This window comes from Henriciella barbarensis (assembly GCF_003576345.1).
In the GTDB taxonomy this organism is placed as follows: domain Bacteria; phylum Pseudomonadota; class Alphaproteobacteria; order Caulobacterales; family Hyphomonadaceae; genus Henriciella; species Henriciella barbarensis.
Window position 1 is genome coordinate 90,626 of record NZ_QWGB01000009.1, and the last position, 18,473, is coordinate 109,098.

Genomic DNA, 18,473 nt, shown 5'->3' on the forward strand with positions numbered 1-18,473 from the left:
CGTTGACCTTTGTCCCGCTAAAGCTAGTGTCCGGCAAAATTCTTTTCACGAGGGGAGCAGATAATGGAAATTGGCCGCAAGACTGAGACATGGGGGTCGAAATTCGGCTTCATCATGGCCGCCGTCGGCTCATCGGTAGGTCTCGGCAATTTCTGGCGGTTTCCATACACCGCAGGCGAAAATGGAGGCGGTGCCTTCATTATAATCTACCTGCTCTGCGTGGCATTTGTCGGTCTTCCGCTGCTGATGGCGGAATACTCGATGGGCCGGAAATCCGGCATGTCGGCAATTGAAGGCGTTCAGTCGCTCGCCCGGGCCGAATCAAAATCCTTGAACTGGGGTATTGTCGGCTGGGTGGGTACAATCACCGCGACCTTCATCCTCAGCTTCTATATCGTGATTTCTGCCTGGCTCATGGCCTTCACGCTACAGGCCCTCGGCGGCAATTTTAACGGGATGGATGCGGCAAGCTCCGGCGCAAACTTCAATAATACCATCGGTCAGGGTGAACACCCGCTCGTTTCCAAATGGTATATGCTTCTCCTGCTCGCCATCTTCCTGATCGCCAATATCGTGGTCGTCGGCCGCGGCGTAAAAGGCGGTATTGAGCGGGCAGCAACCATTCTGATGCCGGCTTTCTTCGTCATGCTCGTAGTTGTTGTCGGCTTCGGTCTGGCGACCGGTGACGCAGCCCGCGCAGCGGAGTTCCTGCTCACGCCGAAGTGGGATCAGGTTGGCTTCAACACCTTCCTTGAGGCGATCGGCCAGGCCTTCTTCTCAATTGGTATCGGCGTCGGCCTCATGATCACTTATGGCGCATATCTTTCGCGCTCGACGAACATCCCACGTTCGTCCGGCCTGATTGCAGGCTCTGATACGCTGGTCGCGCTGATCGCGGGCTTTGCAATCTTCCCGGTCGTCTTTGCAGCAGGTCTCGATCCGGCCGGCGGCCCAAGCCTCTTCTTCGTCTCCATGCCAGTGGCCTTTGGCTCCATTCCTGGCGGCCCGATCATTGCGGTGATATTCTTTGCGCTCGCGCTCTTTGCGGCCTTCACCTCATCCATCTCCCTGCTTGAGGTCTCGGTCTCCTGGCTTGAGGAACGCCAGGGCGTGACCCGCCTTGGCGCGGCGATGGGGATGGGCTTCATCCTGTTCGTCGTCGGTGCAGCCTATGTCTTCTCGCTTGAGTATCTCGACTTTGTGGACTTCGTGACGGGCAACATTCTTCTGCCGCTCGGCGGTCTTCTTGCGGTTATCTTCGCAGGCTGGATCCTCTCGCGTGACATGATGATGAGTGAGATCGGCGAAGGCCTTGTCATGAATGTCTGGCGCTTCCTGATGCGCTGGTTCGTTCCGGCCTTCCTCGGCTTCGTCCTGTTCTTCGGCTTCTTCGACAAGATCCAGCAGCAATACAACGTCCAGCTGCCTGGCTTCATGACCCAGCTGCTCGGTCCGAACAATGAGCTTGCTCCTGTTGAGGAGCTCGATGTTCAGCCACCAGCAGAAGAAACCGAAACTGATCCGGGTGCGGGTTCAGAAACCCCATCCTGACCGGACGCTTTCATCCACAGCACACCGCACGAAACAAAAAAGGGCGCTCCTAATCGGGAGCGCCCTTTCTTTTTGCGTGGCTCGTGGACCTAACCAAATTTCTTGGCGAAAGCCCGCGTCGCAGTGATCAGCTGATCCACTATGCCGGGGTCGAGACTTGAATGGCCTGCATCCGGAACGATGTGCAACTTGGCATCAGGCCATGCTTTGGTCAGCTGCCATGCTGTCCCGATTGGGGTCACGACGTCATAGCGACCGTGGACGATGATGCCCGGCACGCCGCCGAGCTTTTCTTCGGCCTGCTTCAGCAGCCAGCCGTCTTCCGCAAAGAAGCCCTTATTCACGAAGTAGTGGCACTCGATGCGTGCAAAGGCGTCTGCGAAGCTGTCTTCCTCAAACTTGGCGGGACGGGAATCCGGCCCCTTGATCGAGATGGTCTCGCCTTCCCAGCAGGCCCAGGCTTTGGCGGCCGCGATACGGGCACGCCGGTCGCTGCCTGTCAGCCGCTTATGGAACGCGTGAAGCAGGTCGCCGCGCTCGTCTTCCGGGATCGGGGCAACATAACGGTCAAAGGCATCGGGGAAAATGCGGCTTGCGCCATCCTGGTAGAACCACTGGATCTCGGCTTCGGTAATCAGGAAGATGCCACGCAGAATGAGGCCGAGCACGCGCTCGGTATGGGTTACCGCATAAGAGAGCGAGAGGGTCGAGCCCCAGGAACCGCCGAACACCACCCATTTGTCGACACCCAATGCTTCGCGAATGCGCTCCATGTCGCTGACCAGCGCCCATGTGTCGTTCTCTTCCAGCTCGGAATGAGGTGTGGAGCGACCGCAACCACGCTGATCAAACAGGATGATGCGATAGAGTTTCGGATCGAAGAAGCGACGCATCTCAGGGCTTGAGCCGCCGCCAGGGCCACCATGAACACCGATGACCGGGATACCGTCAGGATTGCCCGACTCTTCCCAATAAATCTCGTGCAGGTCTGAAACCCTGAGGCGACCTGTCCTGTTAGTGTCAATAGGTGGGTAAAGTTTGAGCATCTATAAACCTTGTCTGAACGCTAACCACAGTATGTGAACCACTTTGGCATAAGGGTCTGGACGTCAAAACTCCAACCTGTATGTGTAAACGCAGTTAAAGTATTAAGACCGCACGGGTCGTACCAGTATATGAAACCGCTTCTCTTTTGTCTTGCAACTCTCGCGCTGACTGGCTGCACCACAGTTTCAATGGTGTCCAAACAGGCAGTCGTTGAGACAGAACTGACGGACCAGCAATCTGAAGTCCGCGAGCGGGCGCAGGCATTCGAAACCATGGCGGCGGACGAAGGCTGGGTAAGGCAGGCGGGTGGTCTGTCCGGTCTTGCGGACATGCTGTTCGGTGCAGAGCACCCCGCCAGCGACGTATCCTCGCTCAGCTATGCGCAGACTATAGCAGCTTCGGCGGAAGAACCGGCTGCAATCTATGCAACCGTTGAGGCCGATGCATCGGCTGCTGCACGCAGTCTTCAGGAGCTCGACCTCATCGCTACGGCGCTGCTGCAGTCGGGTGACGTTCAACGTGCCGACCTCATCAGTTTCGAAAGCGCGCTTGTCACCGCGCAGAAATGCTATCGCAGCTTCGCCGAAGCAACCGGTGTCGTTGAAGGCGCGGCTAGTCGTGAGCGCCGCGAGACTGAAGCGGCCCTGCGCCTCCTGGCGAGCGTGATTGACGGCGCGCGTGCATCCGCTGACCAGATGGCTACAGTCTATTCGGGCAGTGAAACTGCGGACAAGACGCTCAGCTGATCGTCGTGCATTTTGCCGAGCTCGCTAGCGCTGCGGATCGGGAAACCAGACCCCCATCAGAATGTCGATGAGCTGCTCGGTGCGCGCGCGTACATCGTCTGGCGTCCATGTCTCTCTGCCGCGCAGGTCTTCAGTCAGCGCGAATACCCTGACGCCATCAGCAAAATAAAGTTTCTTCTTTTCGCGAAACTCCAGCCGGTCGGCGATCCTGTTCACATGGCGCGGCACAATCACGAAATTGCCTGCCGTTTCAGCCAGCTCTCTCTGCACCGCTGCGCTTGGCCAGATCCTGTTCCAGTGGCTGTCTTCCGGCACGATCCGTGGCAGCACATGTTCGACGCTTGCATCCTCTTCCGAGGAGATTTGTTCGCCATTCTCGAGCGCTGCATTGAGGCGAAGGGCAACCGCTCTTCGTTGCATGAAATTGACAAATCTGCCGGTTAGCCGCTCGCGGATCCGGCGCTTGTCCTCGCGGGAAAAATTGAGCGGCCCGTTACGGTGAAAGAGCGGCTTTCCGTCCAGTATGGCCTTGGTCAGGCGCGCATACTGTTTTCGCCGTGCGTCGCTATTGGTCACGTAGAGCATCATGACGAAGCCGAACCGCTCCAGTAGCCTGAAGAACTCTGCGGCTTCGGCGCCATTCTCGCGCTGGCGGTAGAGATAGGCCAGCGCCGGCACGCGCCAGAGATGGTGGTCCAGAAGGCGCAGATGATTGATAGGGCCGCGTACCGCATCGGTGTAGGCGCCGTAATCGGGCTCACCGCGCAGGATCGCACTGTATGTGCTGACATAGTCTGGTAGGTGCTCGTCCAGAAAGGTCCGTGCATCCACCTTTGAGAGGACGGCTCTGGAGAATTCGGCCGCGACCTTGCCCTTGGAACTTCGCGAATAAAGCTGGCGGATATAGTTGAGCAGATCATCCAGTCCGTTCGCGCCCAGCCTTGACTCATGGTCGAGCCAGCGTCGGGCATGGGCGTTCGCTTCTTCTTCGGAGAAATCGCCGCGCTGCAGGATTTCGGTCTTGATGATGTCGTGCGTATTGGGCGCCTTCCCGCGCGTATTCAGCACGCGAAACACGTCATAGCCGCCGTCCCAGTCAGGCACGACGACGCGCACCAGCATGATCCGGTCACGGATTGTCTCGAAAAGCTGCCGGCGCTGAGTGCCAGTTAGCCGGGTCAGATAGCTTTCAATCAGGTCGAGATTTGTCGACATACGCCCGTGATTGGTGGCCTGACCGGCCTCGGCGTCCCTCTGGCGCGTGGCGCCCTCGGTTTGTACGGCTTCGCGGAAATAGGGCGTGTCGATATGGTTGAGCGTCAGGCGCCAGGCATTGTCGTCGCCCTGGCTGGCCCTGTCGGGGTCACCGATCATCGTATGGGCAAGGGCCTTGTAATGTGGGTCGGTCTCCAGATCACGCAGGACGGCGAGGATCATGGAGAGTGTGGTTAGGCGCTGCTGGCCATCCACAACAAGAAAGCTGCGCTCATCCATCTCGACCAGAACGATCGCGCCTATGAAATGATGCTTTCGCCGGCTCGCCGCCCGCCACAAATCGCTCAGCAGTTCGCCCACTTCATCACCCTGCCAGGCATAGCTGCGCTGATATGGCGGCATCCGGAGGAGGATACCCGGAGCGAGAATAGCCGAGAGGCTGCATTCGCGTGCCCTAATTCCGGATTCCATTGCACTCCCGGCAATTCATACTAGACCTGAAGGCTATCGATAGAGGTGTATCCGCCGGGTAGAAACCTGCTACTCGCGCAAGACATCCGATTTCCATTGAAGGGAGGCAGATAAGCCACATGAGATGGGCAAATTTTGATCACGAAGGCGAAGTCTGGTGCGGGCTTGTAGAGGGCGACGCGGTCCTCGTTGCAGCTAAAGGCTGCCTCAGCCAGCACCTCGGTGACCTGCAGTCGCTTGAATCTGCTGCCCGCGATGGCACAAAACTCATGCTCACAGACGCGAAGCTGCGCCAGCCCGTTATCAGGCCCGGCAAGATACTCGCCATCGGTCTTAACTACGCCGCCCATGTTGCCGAGAGCGTCAGCTTCATCTCGAACGACAAGCCTGAGGTGCAGAAGTGGTTCAACAAGCAGTCGACCGCTGCGAACGGGCCAGGTTCGCCGATCCACGTGCCCAAAGTCTCGCAACAGCTCGATTATGAAGCTGAACTCGTTGTGGTTATCGGCAAGCATGGCCGGCACGTGCCGAGGGAGAAAGCGTTCGACATCGTCGCGGGCGTCAGCTGCGGCTGCGATTGCTCGGTGCGAGACTGGCAGAAGGCAAGCCCGACCATGATCATGGGCAAGGGCTTCGACACGCATGCCCCATTCGGTCCACATCTCGTCACTCTGGACGAAGTGGGAGAGCTCGGCTCTCAAGCGATCCGTTGCTACGTCAATAACGAGTTACGCCAGGAGGCGAAGCTCTCTGACATGATCCACTCGATTGCAGACCAGATTGCGCACCTCACTGCCGCCTTCACGCTGGAGCCGGGCGACGTCATCTTCACCGGCACCCCTGCAGGCGTCGGCGCAGGCCTCAGTCCCCCAACATGGCTGCAACCCGGTGATCAGGTTCGCGTCGAGATTGAAGATGTCGGCACACTCGAAAACCCGGTCATCGCCGAACCGGACACGACGCGGATCGGTTAATCGCTCATGCGCGCGCCTCTTGTCCTTTCGGTTTCAGTTCTCCTTGTTGCGGCCTGCGATGTTCGCGGGCCTGAATTGCCGGGCCGCAAGGACGCCGTCGAAGACGTCAAAGCGACGCAACGCGAAGTACGTCCAGCCGATTTCGCGATAGAGCCATGCAGCAGGTCAGACACGTCCATCTGCCTGTTCGCGCGGGCGGGAGGCAAACGGCTCCTGTTCGGGGCGCCGGCCGGCGTCGGCAACCAGATCGACAGCAGGGAGCTGGCGCGGCTCGACGGTCTGTTTCTCTACTCGCTTCGTTCCGAAGATATCGAAGGGCTGGATGAGGTCCGCAATATCAGCTGGCAGGCGGGCAGGCCGGGGCCTCTCTCGGTCAGCGGTCCGGCGGGGCTCAGCTCGGTCATCGACGGACTGAACCGCGCCTATGAGGTCTCCGACGCACTGATCTTCGTTGAAGACGACGCACCATCTGGTGGTTTCGATGCCGCCCTGCTGGAGACCGGACATGAAGTTATGGAGGATACGGTTGTCTTCTATACGGGTGACCTGAAGGTCGAGGCGACGACCGGCATGAATGACCGCCTCAGTTATCGGGTCGATTATCGCAGCGTCGATGAAAACTGGCACACCTTGGTCATCCAGCCTTGCGGCGCGCCGGATATCGCGCGCAATGACATTACCGTCGATGAAGTTTCGCGCGTCGAAATTGCCTGTGTAGATGGTGAATTTGGTGAGAACTGGCCGTTCACAGGCACGCGTTTTCTGCACATGAATGGTGACTAGAAAAAGCATCGGGGTCCTGCTGGTGCAGGACCCCGGTCTCCCCCGAGACGCCCCCGTCCGGCCAAACTGGCCGCGGACATTCAGGCTTCGGTATACGAAATTTAACTAAAGGGGATGGACACCCGTCGAAAGCGAATTCTGTGGCGCGGGCTGTCAATTATGAAAGCTGTGTCATGTTTGTCACGGAGCTTGTCGCCATCTCGCGCATTGGCAAGTCACGCAAATCAGTTCCTATACTACCAATTCGTTAACATTTTGAGGCTTATTATTAAGCTTCATCGACGACGGGGCACATTACCAGTATGACCGGAATACTCTTCATCCTGTACATCGCACTCGGCAGCGCGCTCGGTTTCGGGCTCGTCTCCTATGCAGGTTTGAGCATTCCCGTCGCGATTGCGCTTGGCGCGGTGACGACGGCGCTGCTGGGCCAGTTTCATCTGCTTTTCTCTCACGTTATCGCCACGGCCGAAGGCTCGGACCGAATAGAAGCGCTTGAGCTTTCCTATGAGGAAAACGACAAGCGCATGACGCAGATCGAAACGCGCAGCCAGGAAGTTGAAGCCTCCCTCAAAAGTGAGCTCTCAGAGCGCCGCGACGCCCTCGTCACAGAGATGCGCCAGCTCGAAGGCCTCATCGACCGTCTCGCCAAAAGCTTCGAAACCAAGCTGTCGCGCGAAACAAGCGAGCCGATTGCCCCGCAGGATGACGCGCTGCTGCGTACCGTAAAGGCTGCCCTTCAGGATGGCCGCGTCGACCTTCACCTTCAGCCAATTGTGTCGCTGCCCCAGCGCCGCGTCGCTTTCTATGAGGGCTTTACCCGCCTTCGTGAGGCTGATGGCTCGATCCTGCTGCCAGCTGATTTCCTCGAAGCCGCTCGCCGTGCCCGGCTGCTCGGTGTGCTGGACAATATGCTCCTGTTTCGCTGCGTGCAGATCGTTCGCCGCCTGGCAGAGCGCGACCGCCGCGTTGGTGTCTTCTGCAATATCTCGCCGAACTCGCTCACAGACCCGCAATTCTTCCCGCACTTTCTTGAATTCATGAAAGAGAACCGGGACCTTGCCGGCGCGCTGATCTTCGAGATTCCGGCAGACCGTTTCGAGAACCGCTCACGCCAGATGCGTGAAGGCATGGATAAGCTGATCCAGCTTGGCTTCCGTTTCTCTATCGATCACGCCAGCAATCTCACTCTCGACCTGCCGCGCCTTCAGGAGTCGGGTGTTCGTTTTGTAAAGGTGAATGGCGACACGCTGATCGAGCAGCTACGCGATCCTGCAGGCTCGCGGCCTGTTTCGAACATCAACCGCCGACTGGCTGGTGAGGAAGTTGCGGCGGTCTGCTCACGCTATGGTGTGACGCTGATTGCAGAAAAGATGGAAGAGGAAGTCGGTGTTGTCGAAATCCTCGAATACGACATCCCGTTCGGTCAGGGGCATGTCTTCGGCGCGCCAAAGCCGATCAAGTCGTCCCTGATGCAGGAAACGGCACCGCCACAGGAATTCATCGACCGCCTGTCGGCCTTTGGCTGATCCTGCGCACTTCCAGTTTGACCGGACATGTCGCGGCAACTAACTGACCCGCCATGACGAAACCTCAGCATATTTCCGGTCTCGGCGAGATTGCCGAAGAATACGATACGATCCTCTGCGATGTGTGGGGCGTGATCCATAATGGTCGCAAGGCCTTCGATCCGGCTTGCGAGGCGCTGGTGAAGTTCCGTGAAGGCGGTGGCACCGTAGTTCTCATCACGAACGCACCCGTGCCCAAGCAGCAGGTGATTTCTTACTTCCGTCCAATGGGCGTGCCGGATGCGGTTTTCGATGACTGCGTGTCGTCAGGCGATGCGACGCGCGATGAGCTCTCTCGTCGCCGCGATGAGAAGATCTGGCGCCTCGGTGTCGATAGCGGCTGGGAACGTGACAAGTTTCTCTATGAGGGGCTCGACCTTGATTTCGCAGAACCAGAAGACGCCGAGACGGTTCTTTGCGTCGGTCTGGAAGACGAGAAGAAGGACGATCCGGAAGCCTACCGTGAAGAGCTGAAACTTGGCGCAAAGCGCGGCCTGCCGATGATCTGCGCCAATCCGGACATAAAGGTGCGTGTGGGCGACCAGCTCATCTGGTGCGCAGGTGCGCTTGCCGCGATCTATGAGGAAGAAGGCGGCAAGGTCATCTATCCGGGAAAGCCGCACGACCCGATATACCGGCTGTCTCTGGCGCGGGCGGCAGAGATTAGCGGGAAGGCGCCTGAAAGCGTGCTTTGCATCGGCGACAGCCCGGCCACAGACATGCGCGGCGCCGCCGATCAGGGCTTTGACGCGCTCTATGTCGGCACGGGCCTCGCAGAGCATGGCAGCGACTTTGAAAGCGAACTTGAAACCCTTCTGGCCGAATACGACGCTGAAGCCCGCTGGGCCATGCCCGCTCTAAAGTGGTGACGAAACGTCCTTCCCATTGTAACAGACCGGAAAAATAGCTTCGGAGATACCCGCATGAGCGCGAAGGATGGATACAAGTTTGAGGAACTCAGCGTCGGCATGGCGCATGAGACCGTCCATACGATTACCGCCGAGGACATCGACCTCTTCGCCAAGGTGTCGGGTGACTACAACCCCATCCACATGGACGAGGAATACGCAAAGAAGACCCCGTTCGGTCAGCGTATTGCCCACGGCGCCCTGACGGCATCCTATATTTCCGGCATCCTCGGTAATGACCTGCCTGGCCCGGGCGCGATCTTCACGCATCTGGAAATGCGTTTCCGCCGCCCTGTCTTCATCGGTGACACCGTGACCGCCCGCGCAGAAATCACCGAGATGTTCGAGCGCGGCAACCGCGTGACGCTCAAGATTACCTGCCTCGTCAACAACAAGGCAGTCGTGGCCGGTGAGGCCAAGGTCATGGTCCCGGCCAGGGAGGCGTAGGGCGCGCTGATGGCGGTTCATGCCGACTATAGAAATCTGCCGGACTCGGCGCGCGGCTATTCGGTTGCGCTTGGCAATTTCGACGGTGTCCATCCGGGCCACCGCGCGGTCATAGACGCCGCGCGTGTTGAGGGTCCTTCGCTTGGCATTGCAACCTTTGAGCCCCCGCCACGTGCCTATTTCCGTCCCAACGACCCGCCATTCCGCCTCTATCGCCCAGCCCGCCGCAACGAGCGCCTGATGGAGCTTGGCGCGAAGGCGGTGTTCGAGCTTCCGTTCAACGGGCAGATGGCCTCGATGACCGACGAGGAATTCTGCCGCCACGTCCTGCATGAAGGCCTCGGCGTCAGTCATGTCGCTGTCGGCTTCGACTTCCGTTTCGGACGCGGGCGCATGGGCGACGCTGATAGGCTTTCTTCCCTCGGCCGGTCCTTTGGCTTCGACGTGACGGTTGTCGAGAAAGTCGAAGGCCCGGAGGCTATCAAGGCCTCCTCTACTGCAATCCGTGAAGCGCTGATCGCAGGCGACCCTCAACGTGCCGCAGAAATGCTTGGCCATGACTGGATAGCTGACGGCCATGTCGAAAAGGGGGAGCAGCGCGGTCGCACGATCGGCTTTCCGACAGCGAACATCCGTCTTGGGCCGCTCATCCATCCACGCCACGGCGTTTATGCCGTGCGCGTGCGTATCGCGGGGACTGGGGACTGGCTGGATGGCGTCGCCAATTTCGGCCGTACGCCGACAACCGGACTCCGCGACCCACTGCTGGAAACATACATCTTCGACTTCGACCGCGACATTTACGGCCAGTACATCGAGGTCGCGCTTGTCCGCTTCCAGCGCGCGGAAGCGCATTTCCCTTCGCTGGACGACATGGTCGAGCAGATGCACCGCGACAAGGATGAGGCTCGCCGGCTTCTGTCCGCAGCCCAGTAGCAACTCCTGACTTTCTGTACCGTTCGTGTAGTTAATTCAGGACGCACATTCGAAGGGACGCCCAAAATGAAACCAGTCTATGCGATCGCCGCAACGCTCGCCTTTGCCGGCGCTGCCAGTGCGCAGGCAACAGTCCAATCCGTCTCGTTGGATGATCTTGAACGCTTTGCGACTGACGCGGGGCACGAAGTTGTTGCCTTCGGCGAGACGACTGAAAACTCCCTTCGTGCTGAAACGCCGAACGGCCTGAGCTATTACATGGAAGGCACGGCCTGCGATGAAGGCGCCTGCCGCGGCATAATCATGAGCTCGCGTTTTGAGGCCACGGACGCGGTTACTCTGGACAAGGTGAACAAGGCCAATCTGGAACGCGCCGCCGTTAGTGTCTGGCGCCTTCAGGATTCGGTCGGTGTCTCGCGCTATGTCATCCTCGATGGCGGCATGAGCGAAGCCAACATCAAGATCAATCTCGACAATTTCCTCGCCATCGTGCCCGGCGTGGCAGACGACTTCTTCGGACAATAGGTGCGCCGCGCCTTTCGCGGGTGACACATTGCGGGCTGCCTGCTAGACGCTTCGCCCATGTTATACGGCGATCCCGCTTTCATAATTCGAATTAGCCGCCCGGCGGCGTGCTGATCTGCCCTTCGGCAGGTGAAGCGCGGTGCCGGGGCCTTGCTATTTCCGCTTGCAACCGACCTGCTAATTCGAGACTGACTTACCTGCTATGACCGACGACACCAAGACAAACGCGAACGACTATCGCGACACGCTATTCCTGCCGAAAACCGAATTCCCGATGCGCGGCGGCCTGCCCAAGGCAGAGCCGAAATGGATCGAGCGCTGGGATGAGATGCGCCTCTATGATCGCATGCGTGAAGAGGCGAAGGCGCGCGGCGCAAAGCCCTTCATCCTGCATGACGGCCCGCCCTATGCGAACGGTCCGATCCACCTTGGCACCGCCATGAACAAGATCCTCAAGGACCTTGTCGTGCGCGGCCACCAGATGCTCGGCTATGATGCCTCCTACATCCCGGGCTGGGACTGCCACGGCCTGCCGATCGAATGGAAAGTGGAAGAGGAGTTCCGCTCCAAGGGGCGAGGCAAGGATGATGTGCCGGGCGACGAGTTTCGAGCCGCCTGCCGCGCTTATGCCGCCAAGTGGATCGAGGTTCAGAAACAGGGCTTCCGCCGCTGCGGTGTAGAGGGCGACTGGGACAACCCATACCTCACCATGAACTTTGAGTCCGAAGCCGCCACAGTTCGCGAGTTCCTTTCGGTCGCCATGTCTGGCCGTCTTGTGCGAGGCTCCAAGCCGATCATGTGGTCACCCGTAGAGCGCACCGCGCTCGCCGAAGCCGAAGTCGAATATCACGACCGCAAGGTGCCGGTGATCTGGGTGAAATTCCCTGTTCAGGGCGAAGATTTCTCGGTTGTCATCTGGACGACGACCCCGTGGACGATCCCGGCCAACCAGGCTGTCAGCTTCAACCCGAATATCTCCTACGGCCTCTATGAGGTCGAAGCCGTGATGAGCGAGGAAGAGCTCGGCTTTGCGCCTTTTGCCGCCCCAGGTGACAAGTACGTGCTGGCAGATGCTCTCGCTGAGGCCGTCATGGACAGCGCGAAAGTCTCCGGTTTCAAGCGCGTCAGCGATGCGGACCCGCAAGACTGGACGCTTTCTCACCCGCTGAACGAACTGTCCGACTTCTACAAGCACGACGTGCCGATGCTCGCCGGCGACCATGTCACCGACGATGCCGGTACAGGCTTCGTGCACACAGCGCCAGCCCATGGTGAGGACGACTTCCTCGTCTGGATCGCGAATGGCCACACGGCCAGCGATATCCGCGACATCGTCAATGAGGACGGCGTTTATGAGCATCCGGAGCTGCCGGAGGCGCTGCAGGGGCTCGATATCATCCGCACGTCCGGCAAGAAGCGCGGCGAGCAGGGCAAGGCCAATCAGGAGGTCATGCGCCTCCTGACCGAGGCGGGTAACCTCCTCTCGCGCGGCGTGACCGTGATCCGTGATGCGCACTCCTGGCGCTCCAAGGCGCCGGTGATCCGCCGGGCGACCCCGCAATGGTTCATCGCCATGGACAAGCCTGGTACGAATGGAACGGCGCCGCTGCGCGATCTGGCGCTGAAGGCGCTGGAAGACACCGGCTTTGTACCGCCGCAGCTGCGCAACCGCATCACCTCGATGGTCGCCGACCGTCCCGACTGGCTCATCTCGCGGCAACGTAACTGGGGCGTGCCGATCACGCTTCTGGTCAGCCCCGACGGTGAGCCGCACACCTACGCCCTGCCTGAAGACAAGGCGCTTGAGGTCAACAAGCGCATCCTCGATGCCATCGCCGCTGAAGGCGTTGAGGCCTGGTTCTCGGCTGAGCCTGCCAAATTCCTCGATGGCATTGCCGATCCGGCAGGCTGGGAGAAGGTCACCGACGTGCTCGACGTCTGGTTCGATAGTGGCACCACTCACGCCTTCACGCTGCGCGACCGTGGCATCATCGACGAGAAGACCGGTCAGGCAGACGTCTATCTCGAAGGCTCTGACCAGCATCGCGGCTGGTTCCAGTCCTCGCTTCTTGAGAACTGCGCAACGCGCGGCATGGCGCCTTACAAACAGGTCGTCACCCACGGTTTCATCGTCGATTCCGAGGGCAAGAAGATGTCGAAATCCCTCGGCAATACGGTTGAGCCGCAAAAGGTCGCGGACCAGTTCGGCATCGAGATCCTGCGCCTCTGGACGGCGAGCTCCGATTTCACCGAAGACCTGCGTATCTCCGACGATATCCTGAAGACGAACGCCGAATCCTATCGCCGACTGCGCAATACGCTTCGCTACCTGCTCGGCGCGCTGGAAGGCTATGATGAAGCCGAAGCGGTCGACGCCAAGGACATGCCGGGGCTTGAGCGCTGGGTCCTGCATCGCCTCGCTGAAAGCGACGCGCTGGTGCGCAAGTCTTATGCGGCCTTCGACTTCAAGCGCGTTATGTCTGCGATGCTCAACTTCTGCGGCGTGGACCTTTCGGCGATCTATTTCGATATCCGCAAGGACAGCCTCTACTGCGATGCGCCGTCCGATATCCGCCGCCGCTCGACCCGCACGGTCATGGCGCTGGTGCTGGAACGTCTTCTGGCGTGGCTTGCCCCGATCATGCCGTTCACGACCGAAGAAGCCTTCCTGATGAGCCATATCGCAGGCAAGGCTGACAGCGTGCATCTGCTGACATTCCCTGAGACGCCGGAAAGCTGGCTCGACGCTGCCCATGCCGCGCGCTGGGAAAAGATCTTCAAGGTCCGCCGGGTCGTCACCGGCGCTCTGGAGGTCGAACGCCGCGAGAAACGCATCGGCGCTTCTCTTGAGGCGGCCCCTGAAGTCTACATTCAGGACAAGTCGCTGATCGAAGCCTTTGAGGGTGAAAGCCCTGCCGATATCTTCATCACCTCCGGCGCCAAACTGATTGACGGTGCAGGCACGCTCGCAGCCTATCATCTAGATGACACCCCCGGTGTTGCCGTGCTTCCGAAGAAAGCTGACGGCGTCAAATGCGCCCGCAGCTGGAAGTATTTCGATCCGAAAACCGCTGATCCGGCCTATCCGGACATCACACCGCGAGACGCAGAAGCCGTCCGCGAAATCAGGGAAGCTAGCTGATGAATGCTGCCGGGCATGTCTGGAGATGGGCGGCGCTGATCGCTCTGGTGATCATTGCCGACCAGCTGACGAAATGGGCGGTGCTTGAAACGCCTGCTTTCAACGCACTCGCCTGTCTCGACCCTTCCATTCGCTGCGGCCGGATCGAACTGTCCTCGGTCTTCGACCTCACCATGCTGTGGAATCGCGGCATCAGCTTTGGCACCTTTCAGTCTTCGGGAATCATGCGGTGGATCCTGGTGCTCGTGACCACCGGCATTGCGATCGGGTTCGCCTACTGGCTTATGCGGGCGGAGCGTTGGTTTACGGCGCTTTCGCTCTCGCTCGTAATCGGCGGCGCAGTTGGCAACCTCATTGACCGTGTGCGCTTTGGCGCCGTTGTGGACTTCCTCGATTTCTCAGGACCATGGTTCGGCACCTATATTGGCGGTGTCGCGGTTGGCTTTCCGTGGGTATTCAATATTGCCGACGCGGCAATTACTGTCGGCGCGCTCTTGCTGTTTCTCGATCAGTTTTTAATGTCGCGCTCGAAACCGGATGAACGCAATCCCGCTTGAATGGAGTGGTTAGACATGAAGATGGCGCCTAAACAATCGATCCTGACCGCGGCCGCGATGAGCATGCTGCTCGCCGCCGGTGGCTGCTCCATCCTTCCAGGTGGTGGTGGCAGCTCCAGCAATGCGGGCCCGGATGAGTTCCGCGTTGTGACGAAAGCGCCGCTTTCGGTTCCGCCGGAATACAATCTTCGCCCGCCCCGCGCCGGTACGACTGTTCCGGTCGAAGCAGACGCGTCCCGCGACACCACGGTCGCCGCATTCGGCACCCAGCTTGGCGCCGATGCCAGCGCATCAGAACGCGCCCTGGTAACGGCCGCGGGCGCAAACGCGGTCAACCCGCGTATCCGCTCCATCGTCGACTATGAAGAAGGCGGACTTGTGCGCAAGACGCCGGAAGATGCCGACCAGATCATCTCCTATACAGGCGACGGCACGGTCTCTGACAGCGCGACGGGCGACCAGCCTGTTTCAATTCAGCGCGGCGGCGGGGAGCGTATCAAACTTCCAGGCACGTAAGCCGCGATCTTATCTGCCAAGTACCAGACAGCTTTACGGAGGAATATGATGAAAGCTTTTCTTGCGGGGGGTCTGGCAGCAGCAAGTCTTGGCGCCGGCCTCGCCTTTGCCGATACGTCGGAGGCGGAATGGGCGCCAACGACGTTTGAACTCGACAACGGAATGGACGTCGTCGTCCTTCCAGATAATCGCGCGCCGGTTGTCACGCACATGGTCTGGTACAAGGTTGGCGCGGTCGATGAAGATCCCGGCAAATCGGGTATCGCCCACCTCTTTGAGCATGTCATGTTCAAGGAAACGGATGATATCGGCCCCGAAGAGTTTACCACCATCGTCCAGCGCAATGGCGGCCAGCTCAACGCTTTCACCTCCTGGGACTACACCGCCTATTACGAGCGTGTAGAGAAAAGCCAGCTTGAGCGCATGATGGAGCTCGAAGCTGAGCGGATGACCGACCTGATCATCAATGATGATCCAGAAGGCCCGTTCATCTCAGAGCGCGACGTCGTCAAGGAAGAGCGTCGCCAGCGCATCGACAATAATCCGGGCGTCATCCTGCAGGAGCAGGTAATGACCGCGCTCTATCAGGACCACCCGTACAACATCACTGTCATCGGCAAGATGGAAGAGGTCGGGGCGCTGACCCCGCAGGATGGTCTCGACTTCTACAACAAGTGGTACACGCCATCGGAAACGATCCTGATCGTCGCAGGTGACGTTACCCCTGAAGACGTCCGTACACTGGCCGAGCGCACCTATGGCCAGATCGAGTCGGCAAATACCGAGCCACCACAACGTGGCTGGCAGGATGTTCAGCCGCTGGCTGAAACCCAGCTGATTACCCATAGCGACCCGAAGGTTCGTCAGCCTGAATGGGAACGCTGGTATCTCTCGACCTCCTTCGTGCAGGACCGCGACTTCGCCTATGCGCTGAACGTCGCTCTGGACGTGCTCGGCGGTGGCCGCACAAGCCGTCTCTACCAGGCGCTGGTCGAAGACCAGAAGATCGCCAACAATGCATCGGCTGGCGCATGGCTGTCCCTGCATGACACCGCTCCGGCTGTCCTGTCTGCGTCACCAAGCGACGGCGTTGAACTGGAAGCGCTTGAAGAAGCTTACATGGCGGTCGTGAACGACGTGCTGGCCAATGGTTTCACCGAGGAAGAGGTTGAGCGTTCGCGCAACTCACTCGCCGCTTCTGCCATCTATCAGCGCGACAGCCAGGCTGGCATGGCCAACCTTTACGGTCGCACGCTTGCTGTTGGCGGCACGGTCGAGGACGTCATGAACTATCCAGACGATATCCGCCGCGTCACCGCCGACGATGCCATCGCCGCGCTCCGCCGCGTCCTCGGCGAGGACAAGAATTATATTGAGGCCCACCTGCTTCCTGAAGAAGAAGCGCAGGCCGCAGAGGAGAGCCAGACCGATGAATAAGCTCAAACTAGCAGCAGGCAGCGCACTGGCTGCCGTTCTTCTCGCGTCCGCCCCATTCGCCTCTGCGCAGGCGCAGGCTGCCGCAGAAGTTGCAACCGGTATCGATGTAACCGTGCACGAAGGCGACTTCGCTACCATCCAGCAATTCACCACGCCGGGCGGTATTTCCGTCTGGCTGGTCGAAGAGCAGTCCATTCCGATCATGGCGCTGCGCATGGCTTGGGAAACCGGCTCTGCGACAGATCCGGAAGGCATGGAGGGTCTCACCGACGCGGTCACCTACCTCATGAATGAGGGCGCAGGTGAAATGGACTCGCTTGCCTTCGCGACCCGTATGGAAGAGCTCAATATGGGCTTTAGCTGCGGCGCCGGTAGCGAGACGACCTATTGCTCGGCCAACATGCTGACCGACAATGCGAACGAAGCGATGGAAATGATCGCGCTTGCACTGAACGAGCCGCGCTTCGATCAGGAGCCGTTCGAGCGCTTCCAGCGTGAAGAGCTGATCGGCATCCGTACGCGTGTAACAAATGCCCGTTTTCTTGCAGGTCAGGCGCGCGCGCAGGCACTGATGCCGGATCACCCCTTCTCGCGCATCAAGACCACGGACAGCATCAATGCGCTCACCACTGAAATGGTGGCAGAGCGCAAGGACGCGATCATGGCGGGCGACCGCCTCTATGTAACTGCTGTCGGCGCGATGACACCTGAAGAACTTGCACCGCTTCTCGACAAAGCGCTGGCAGGTCTTCCGGCAACATCCGATGTTGAGGGTATCGAAGACGTAGCGCTCAATGATCCGCTGAACGCACCCGTCGTCGTGGACTTGCCTCAGCCGCAGAGCCTCGTGACCTTCACCGCGCCTGCCATGTCACGTGACGATGACGACTTCTTCCCCGCCTATGTGCTGAACTACACCTTCGGCGGAGGTGGCTTCGAAAGCCGTCTCATGAAGGATCTGCGCGTCGAGAAGGGCCTCACCTACGGAATTTATACCGGCCTCTCGACCAGCGATCACCTCAACCTCTGGACGGGCGGCGGCCAGACCAAGAATGAAAGCGCTGCCGACTTCATCGCAGGGATCACTGCCCAGATGGAATCGATCGTTGCCGATGGTATCACCGAGCAGGAGCTGTCGGACGCAAAAGCCTATCTCACCGGCTCATACCCGCTTTCCTTCGACAGCAATGCGAAGATCGCGTCCGGCTTGATGAGCGCGCGTCTCGAAGACCTCGGCGTCGACTATTTCGACCGTCGCAACGCCATGGTCGAAGCCGTCACGCTCGAAGATGTGAACCGCATCGCCGCTGAATACCTTCAGCCATCGAACTTCACCTTCATCGTTGTCGGGGAGCCGGAAGGCATCGAAGAAACGGCTGATCTGCCGCTGCCAGTGCTTGGTCAGATCGATGTCGACGAAGCCGGCGATATGGAAGAAAACAATATCGACGAAGCCCCGGACGCCGTCCGCGATCCGAACCGCTAGGGCTCGTCCCGGCGAAAGATCGATGAGGGCGGTCCCCCGGGGCCGCCCTTTTTTCCGTTCAGGTCTTCCACACCGGTAGGCTCATCCTGAGCGAAGTCGAAGGACGAGCCGGGAATACTGCGCTGTCCGAACTTACCATCCACAGCCTCCCAGTGCATCGCCCC

General features: G+C 59.5%; 16 protein-coding genes. 14 read left to right on the forward strand and 2 right to left on the reverse strand.

Features of this window, described 5'->3' with window-relative positions:
- The first annotated feature begins 63 nt into the window (after window positions 1-63).
- A complete protein-coding gene (locus D1224_RS13495; RefSeq protein WP_119380481.1) occupies window positions 64-1,551 on the forward strand; it encodes a sodium-dependent transporter in 1,488 nt (495 codons plus the stop codon).
- A gap of 89 nt (window positions 1,552-1,640) precedes the next feature.
- Here the strand turns inward: D1224_RS13495 and pip are convergent, their stop codons facing one another.
- Entirely contained in the window at window positions 1,641-2,597 is a 957-nt protein-coding gene (gene pip, locus D1224_RS13500; protein WP_119380482.1) for a prolyl aminopeptidase, read from the reverse strand.
- 129 nt (window positions 2,598-2,726) lie between these two features.
- Between pip and D1224_RS13505 the strand changes: the two genes are divergently transcribed.
- Window positions 2,727-3,344 carry a hypothetical protein gene (locus D1224_RS13505; protein WP_147372398.1) on the forward strand — a complete coding sequence of 206 codons (618 nt, stop codon included), beginning with the start codon at window positions 2,727-2,729 and terminating at the stop codon, window positions 3,342-3,344.
- Between the two features lie 24 nt (window positions 3,345-3,368).
- On the opposite strand, the gene D1224_RS13510 is transcribed toward D1224_RS13505, so the two are convergent.
- Window positions 3,369-5,030, reverse strand: coding sequence for a DUF262 domain-containing protein (locus D1224_RS13510; protein ID WP_119380484.1), 1,662 nt, complete (start codon window positions 5,028-5,030; stop codon window positions 3,369-3,371).
- Between the two features lie 119 nt (window positions 5,031-5,149).
- Here D1224_RS13510 and D1224_RS13515 point away from each other — a divergent pair, with 119 nt between their 5' ends.
- From D1224_RS13515 to D1224_RS13570, 12 genes are all read left to right on the forward strand, one after another.
- The gene (locus D1224_RS13515; protein ID WP_119380485.1) at window positions 5,150-6,004 is read left to right on the forward strand and encodes a fumarylacetoacetate hydrolase family protein; all 855 of its coding nucleotides are present in this window, start codon (window positions 5,150-5,152) and stop codon (window positions 6,002-6,004) included.
- Window positions 6,005-6,010: 6 nt separating this feature from the next.
- Window positions 6,011-6,787, forward strand: coding sequence for a hypothetical protein (locus D1224_RS13520; protein WP_119380486.1), 777 nt, complete (start codon window positions 6,011-6,013; stop codon window positions 6,785-6,787).
- 302 nt (window positions 6,788-7,089) lie between these two features.
- A complete protein-coding gene (locus tag D1224_RS13525) occupies window positions 7,090-8,316 on the forward strand; it encodes an EAL domain-containing protein (protein ID WP_119380487.1) in 1,227 nt (408 codons plus the stop codon).
- 53 nt (window positions 8,317-8,369) lie between these two features.
- A complete protein-coding gene (locus D1224_RS13530; RefSeq protein ID WP_119380488.1) occupies window positions 8,370-9,224 on the forward strand; it encodes a TIGR01459 family HAD-type hydrolase in 855 nt (284 codons plus the stop codon).
- A gap of 54 nt (window positions 9,225-9,278) precedes the next feature.
- The gene (locus tag D1224_RS13535; RefSeq protein ID WP_119380489.1) at window positions 9,279-9,710 is read left to right on the forward strand and encodes a MaoC family dehydratase; all 432 of its coding nucleotides are present in this window, start codon (window positions 9,279-9,281) and stop codon (window positions 9,708-9,710) included.
- A gap of 9 nt (window positions 9,711-9,719) precedes the next feature.
- Complete coding sequence (gene ribF / locus D1224_RS13540) at window positions 9,720-10,646, forward strand: riboflavin biosynthesis protein RibF (RefSeq protein ID WP_119380490.1); 927 nt, start codon at window positions 9,720-9,722, stop codon at window positions 10,644-10,646.
- Window positions 10,647-10,712: 66 nt separating this feature from the next.
- Window positions 10,713-11,171: a YbjN domain-containing protein gene (locus D1224_RS13545; RefSeq protein WP_119380491.1), complete on the forward strand. Its 459-nt coding sequence runs from the start codon at window positions 10,713-10,715 to the stop codon at window positions 11,169-11,171.
- Window positions 11,172-11,373: 202 nt separating this feature from the next.
- Entirely contained in the window at window positions 11,374-14,313 is a 2,940-nt protein-coding gene (ileS, locus tag D1224_RS13550; RefSeq protein WP_119380492.1) for an isoleucine--tRNA ligase, read from the forward strand.
- Window positions 14,313-14,870: a signal peptidase II gene (gene lspA, locus D1224_RS13555; RefSeq protein ID WP_119380493.1), complete on the forward strand. Its 558-nt coding sequence runs from the start codon at window positions 14,313-14,315 to the stop codon at window positions 14,868-14,870. The genes ileS and lspA overlap by 1 nt, the downstream gene beginning before the upstream one ends.
- Before the next feature lie 21 nt (window positions 14,871-14,891).
- A complete protein-coding gene (locus D1224_RS13560; RefSeq protein WP_119380597.1) occupies window positions 14,892-15,386 on the forward strand; it encodes a DUF3035 domain-containing protein in 495 nt (164 codons plus the stop codon).
- Between the two features lie 45 nt (window positions 15,387-15,431).
- Window positions 15,432-16,823 (forward strand): M16 family metallopeptidase, encoded by a 1,392-nt coding sequence (locus D1224_RS13565; RefSeq protein ID WP_233350554.1) that lies wholly within the window; start codon window positions 15,432-15,434, stop codon window positions 16,821-16,823.
- A complete protein-coding gene (locus tag D1224_RS13570) occupies window positions 16,816-18,309 on the forward strand; it encodes a M16 family metallopeptidase (RefSeq protein ID WP_119380494.1) in 1,494 nt (497 codons plus the stop codon). Before D1224_RS13565 ends, D1224_RS13570 begins: the two co-directional genes overlap by 8 nt.
- The last annotated feature ends 164 nt before the right edge of the window (window positions 18,310-18,473 follow it).

Excerpts from the sequence above, each read along its gene's own strand:
- D1224_RS13560 (WP_119380597.1), top strand. The coding sequence starts at position 14,892 with ATGGCGCCTAAACAATCGATCCTGACCGCGGCCGCGATGAGCATGCTG.
- lspA (WP_119380493.1), top strand. The coding sequence starts at position 14,313 with ATGAATGCTGCCGGGCATGTCTGGAGATGGGCGGCGCTGATCGCTCTG.
- pip (WP_119380482.1), bottom strand. The coding sequence starts at position 2,597 with ATGCTCAAACTTTACCCACCTATTGACACTAACAGGACAGGTCGCCTC.
- D1224_RS13535 (WP_119380489.1), top strand. The coding sequence starts at position 9,279 with ATGAGCGCGAAGGATGGATACAAGTTTGAGGAACTCAGCGTCGGCATG.
- D1224_RS13565 (WP_233350554.1), top strand. The coding sequence starts at position 15,432 with ATGATGAAAGCTTTTCTTGCGGGGGGTCTGGCAGCAGCAAGTCTTGGC.
- D1224_RS13545 (WP_119380491.1), top strand. The coding sequence starts at position 10,713 with ATGAAACCAGTCTATGCGATCGCCGCAACGCTCGCCTTTGCCGGCGCT.
- D1224_RS13520 (WP_119380486.1), top strand. The coding sequence starts at position 6,011 with ATGCGCGCGCCTCTTGTCCTTTCGGTTTCAGTTCTCCTTGTTGCGGCC.
- D1224_RS13495 (WP_119380481.1), top strand. The coding sequence starts at position 64 with ATGGAAATTGGCCGCAAGACTGAGACATGGGGGTCGAAATTCGGCTTC.
- ileS (WP_119380492.1), top strand. The coding sequence starts at position 11,374 with ATGACCGACGACACCAAGACAAACGCGAACGACTATCGCGACACGCTA.
- D1224_RS13510 (WP_119380484.1), bottom strand. The coding sequence starts at position 5,030 with ATGGAATCCGGAATTAGGGCACGCGAATGCAGCCTCTCGGCTATTCTC.
- D1224_RS13505 (WP_147372398.1), top strand. The coding sequence starts at position 2,727 with ATGAAACCGCTTCTCTTTTGTCTTGCAACTCTCGCGCTGACTGGCTGC.
- D1224_RS13530 (WP_119380488.1), top strand. The coding sequence starts at position 8,370 with ATGACGAAACCTCAGCATATTTCCGGTCTCGGCGAGATTGCCGAAGAA.
- D1224_RS13515 (WP_119380485.1), top strand. The coding sequence starts at position 5,150 with ATGAGATGGGCAAATTTTGATCACGAAGGCGAAGTCTGGTGCGGGCTT.
- D1224_RS13570 (WP_119380494.1), top strand. The coding sequence starts at position 16,816 with ATGAATAAGCTCAAACTAGCAGCAGGCAGCGCACTGGCTGCCGTTCTT.
- D1224_RS13525 (WP_119380487.1), top strand. The coding sequence starts at position 7,090 with ATGACCGGAATACTCTTCATCCTGTACATCGCACTCGGCAGCGCGCTC.
- ribF (WP_119380490.1), top strand. The coding sequence starts at position 9,720 with ATGGCGGTTCATGCCGACTATAGAAATCTGCCGGACTCGGCGCGCGGC.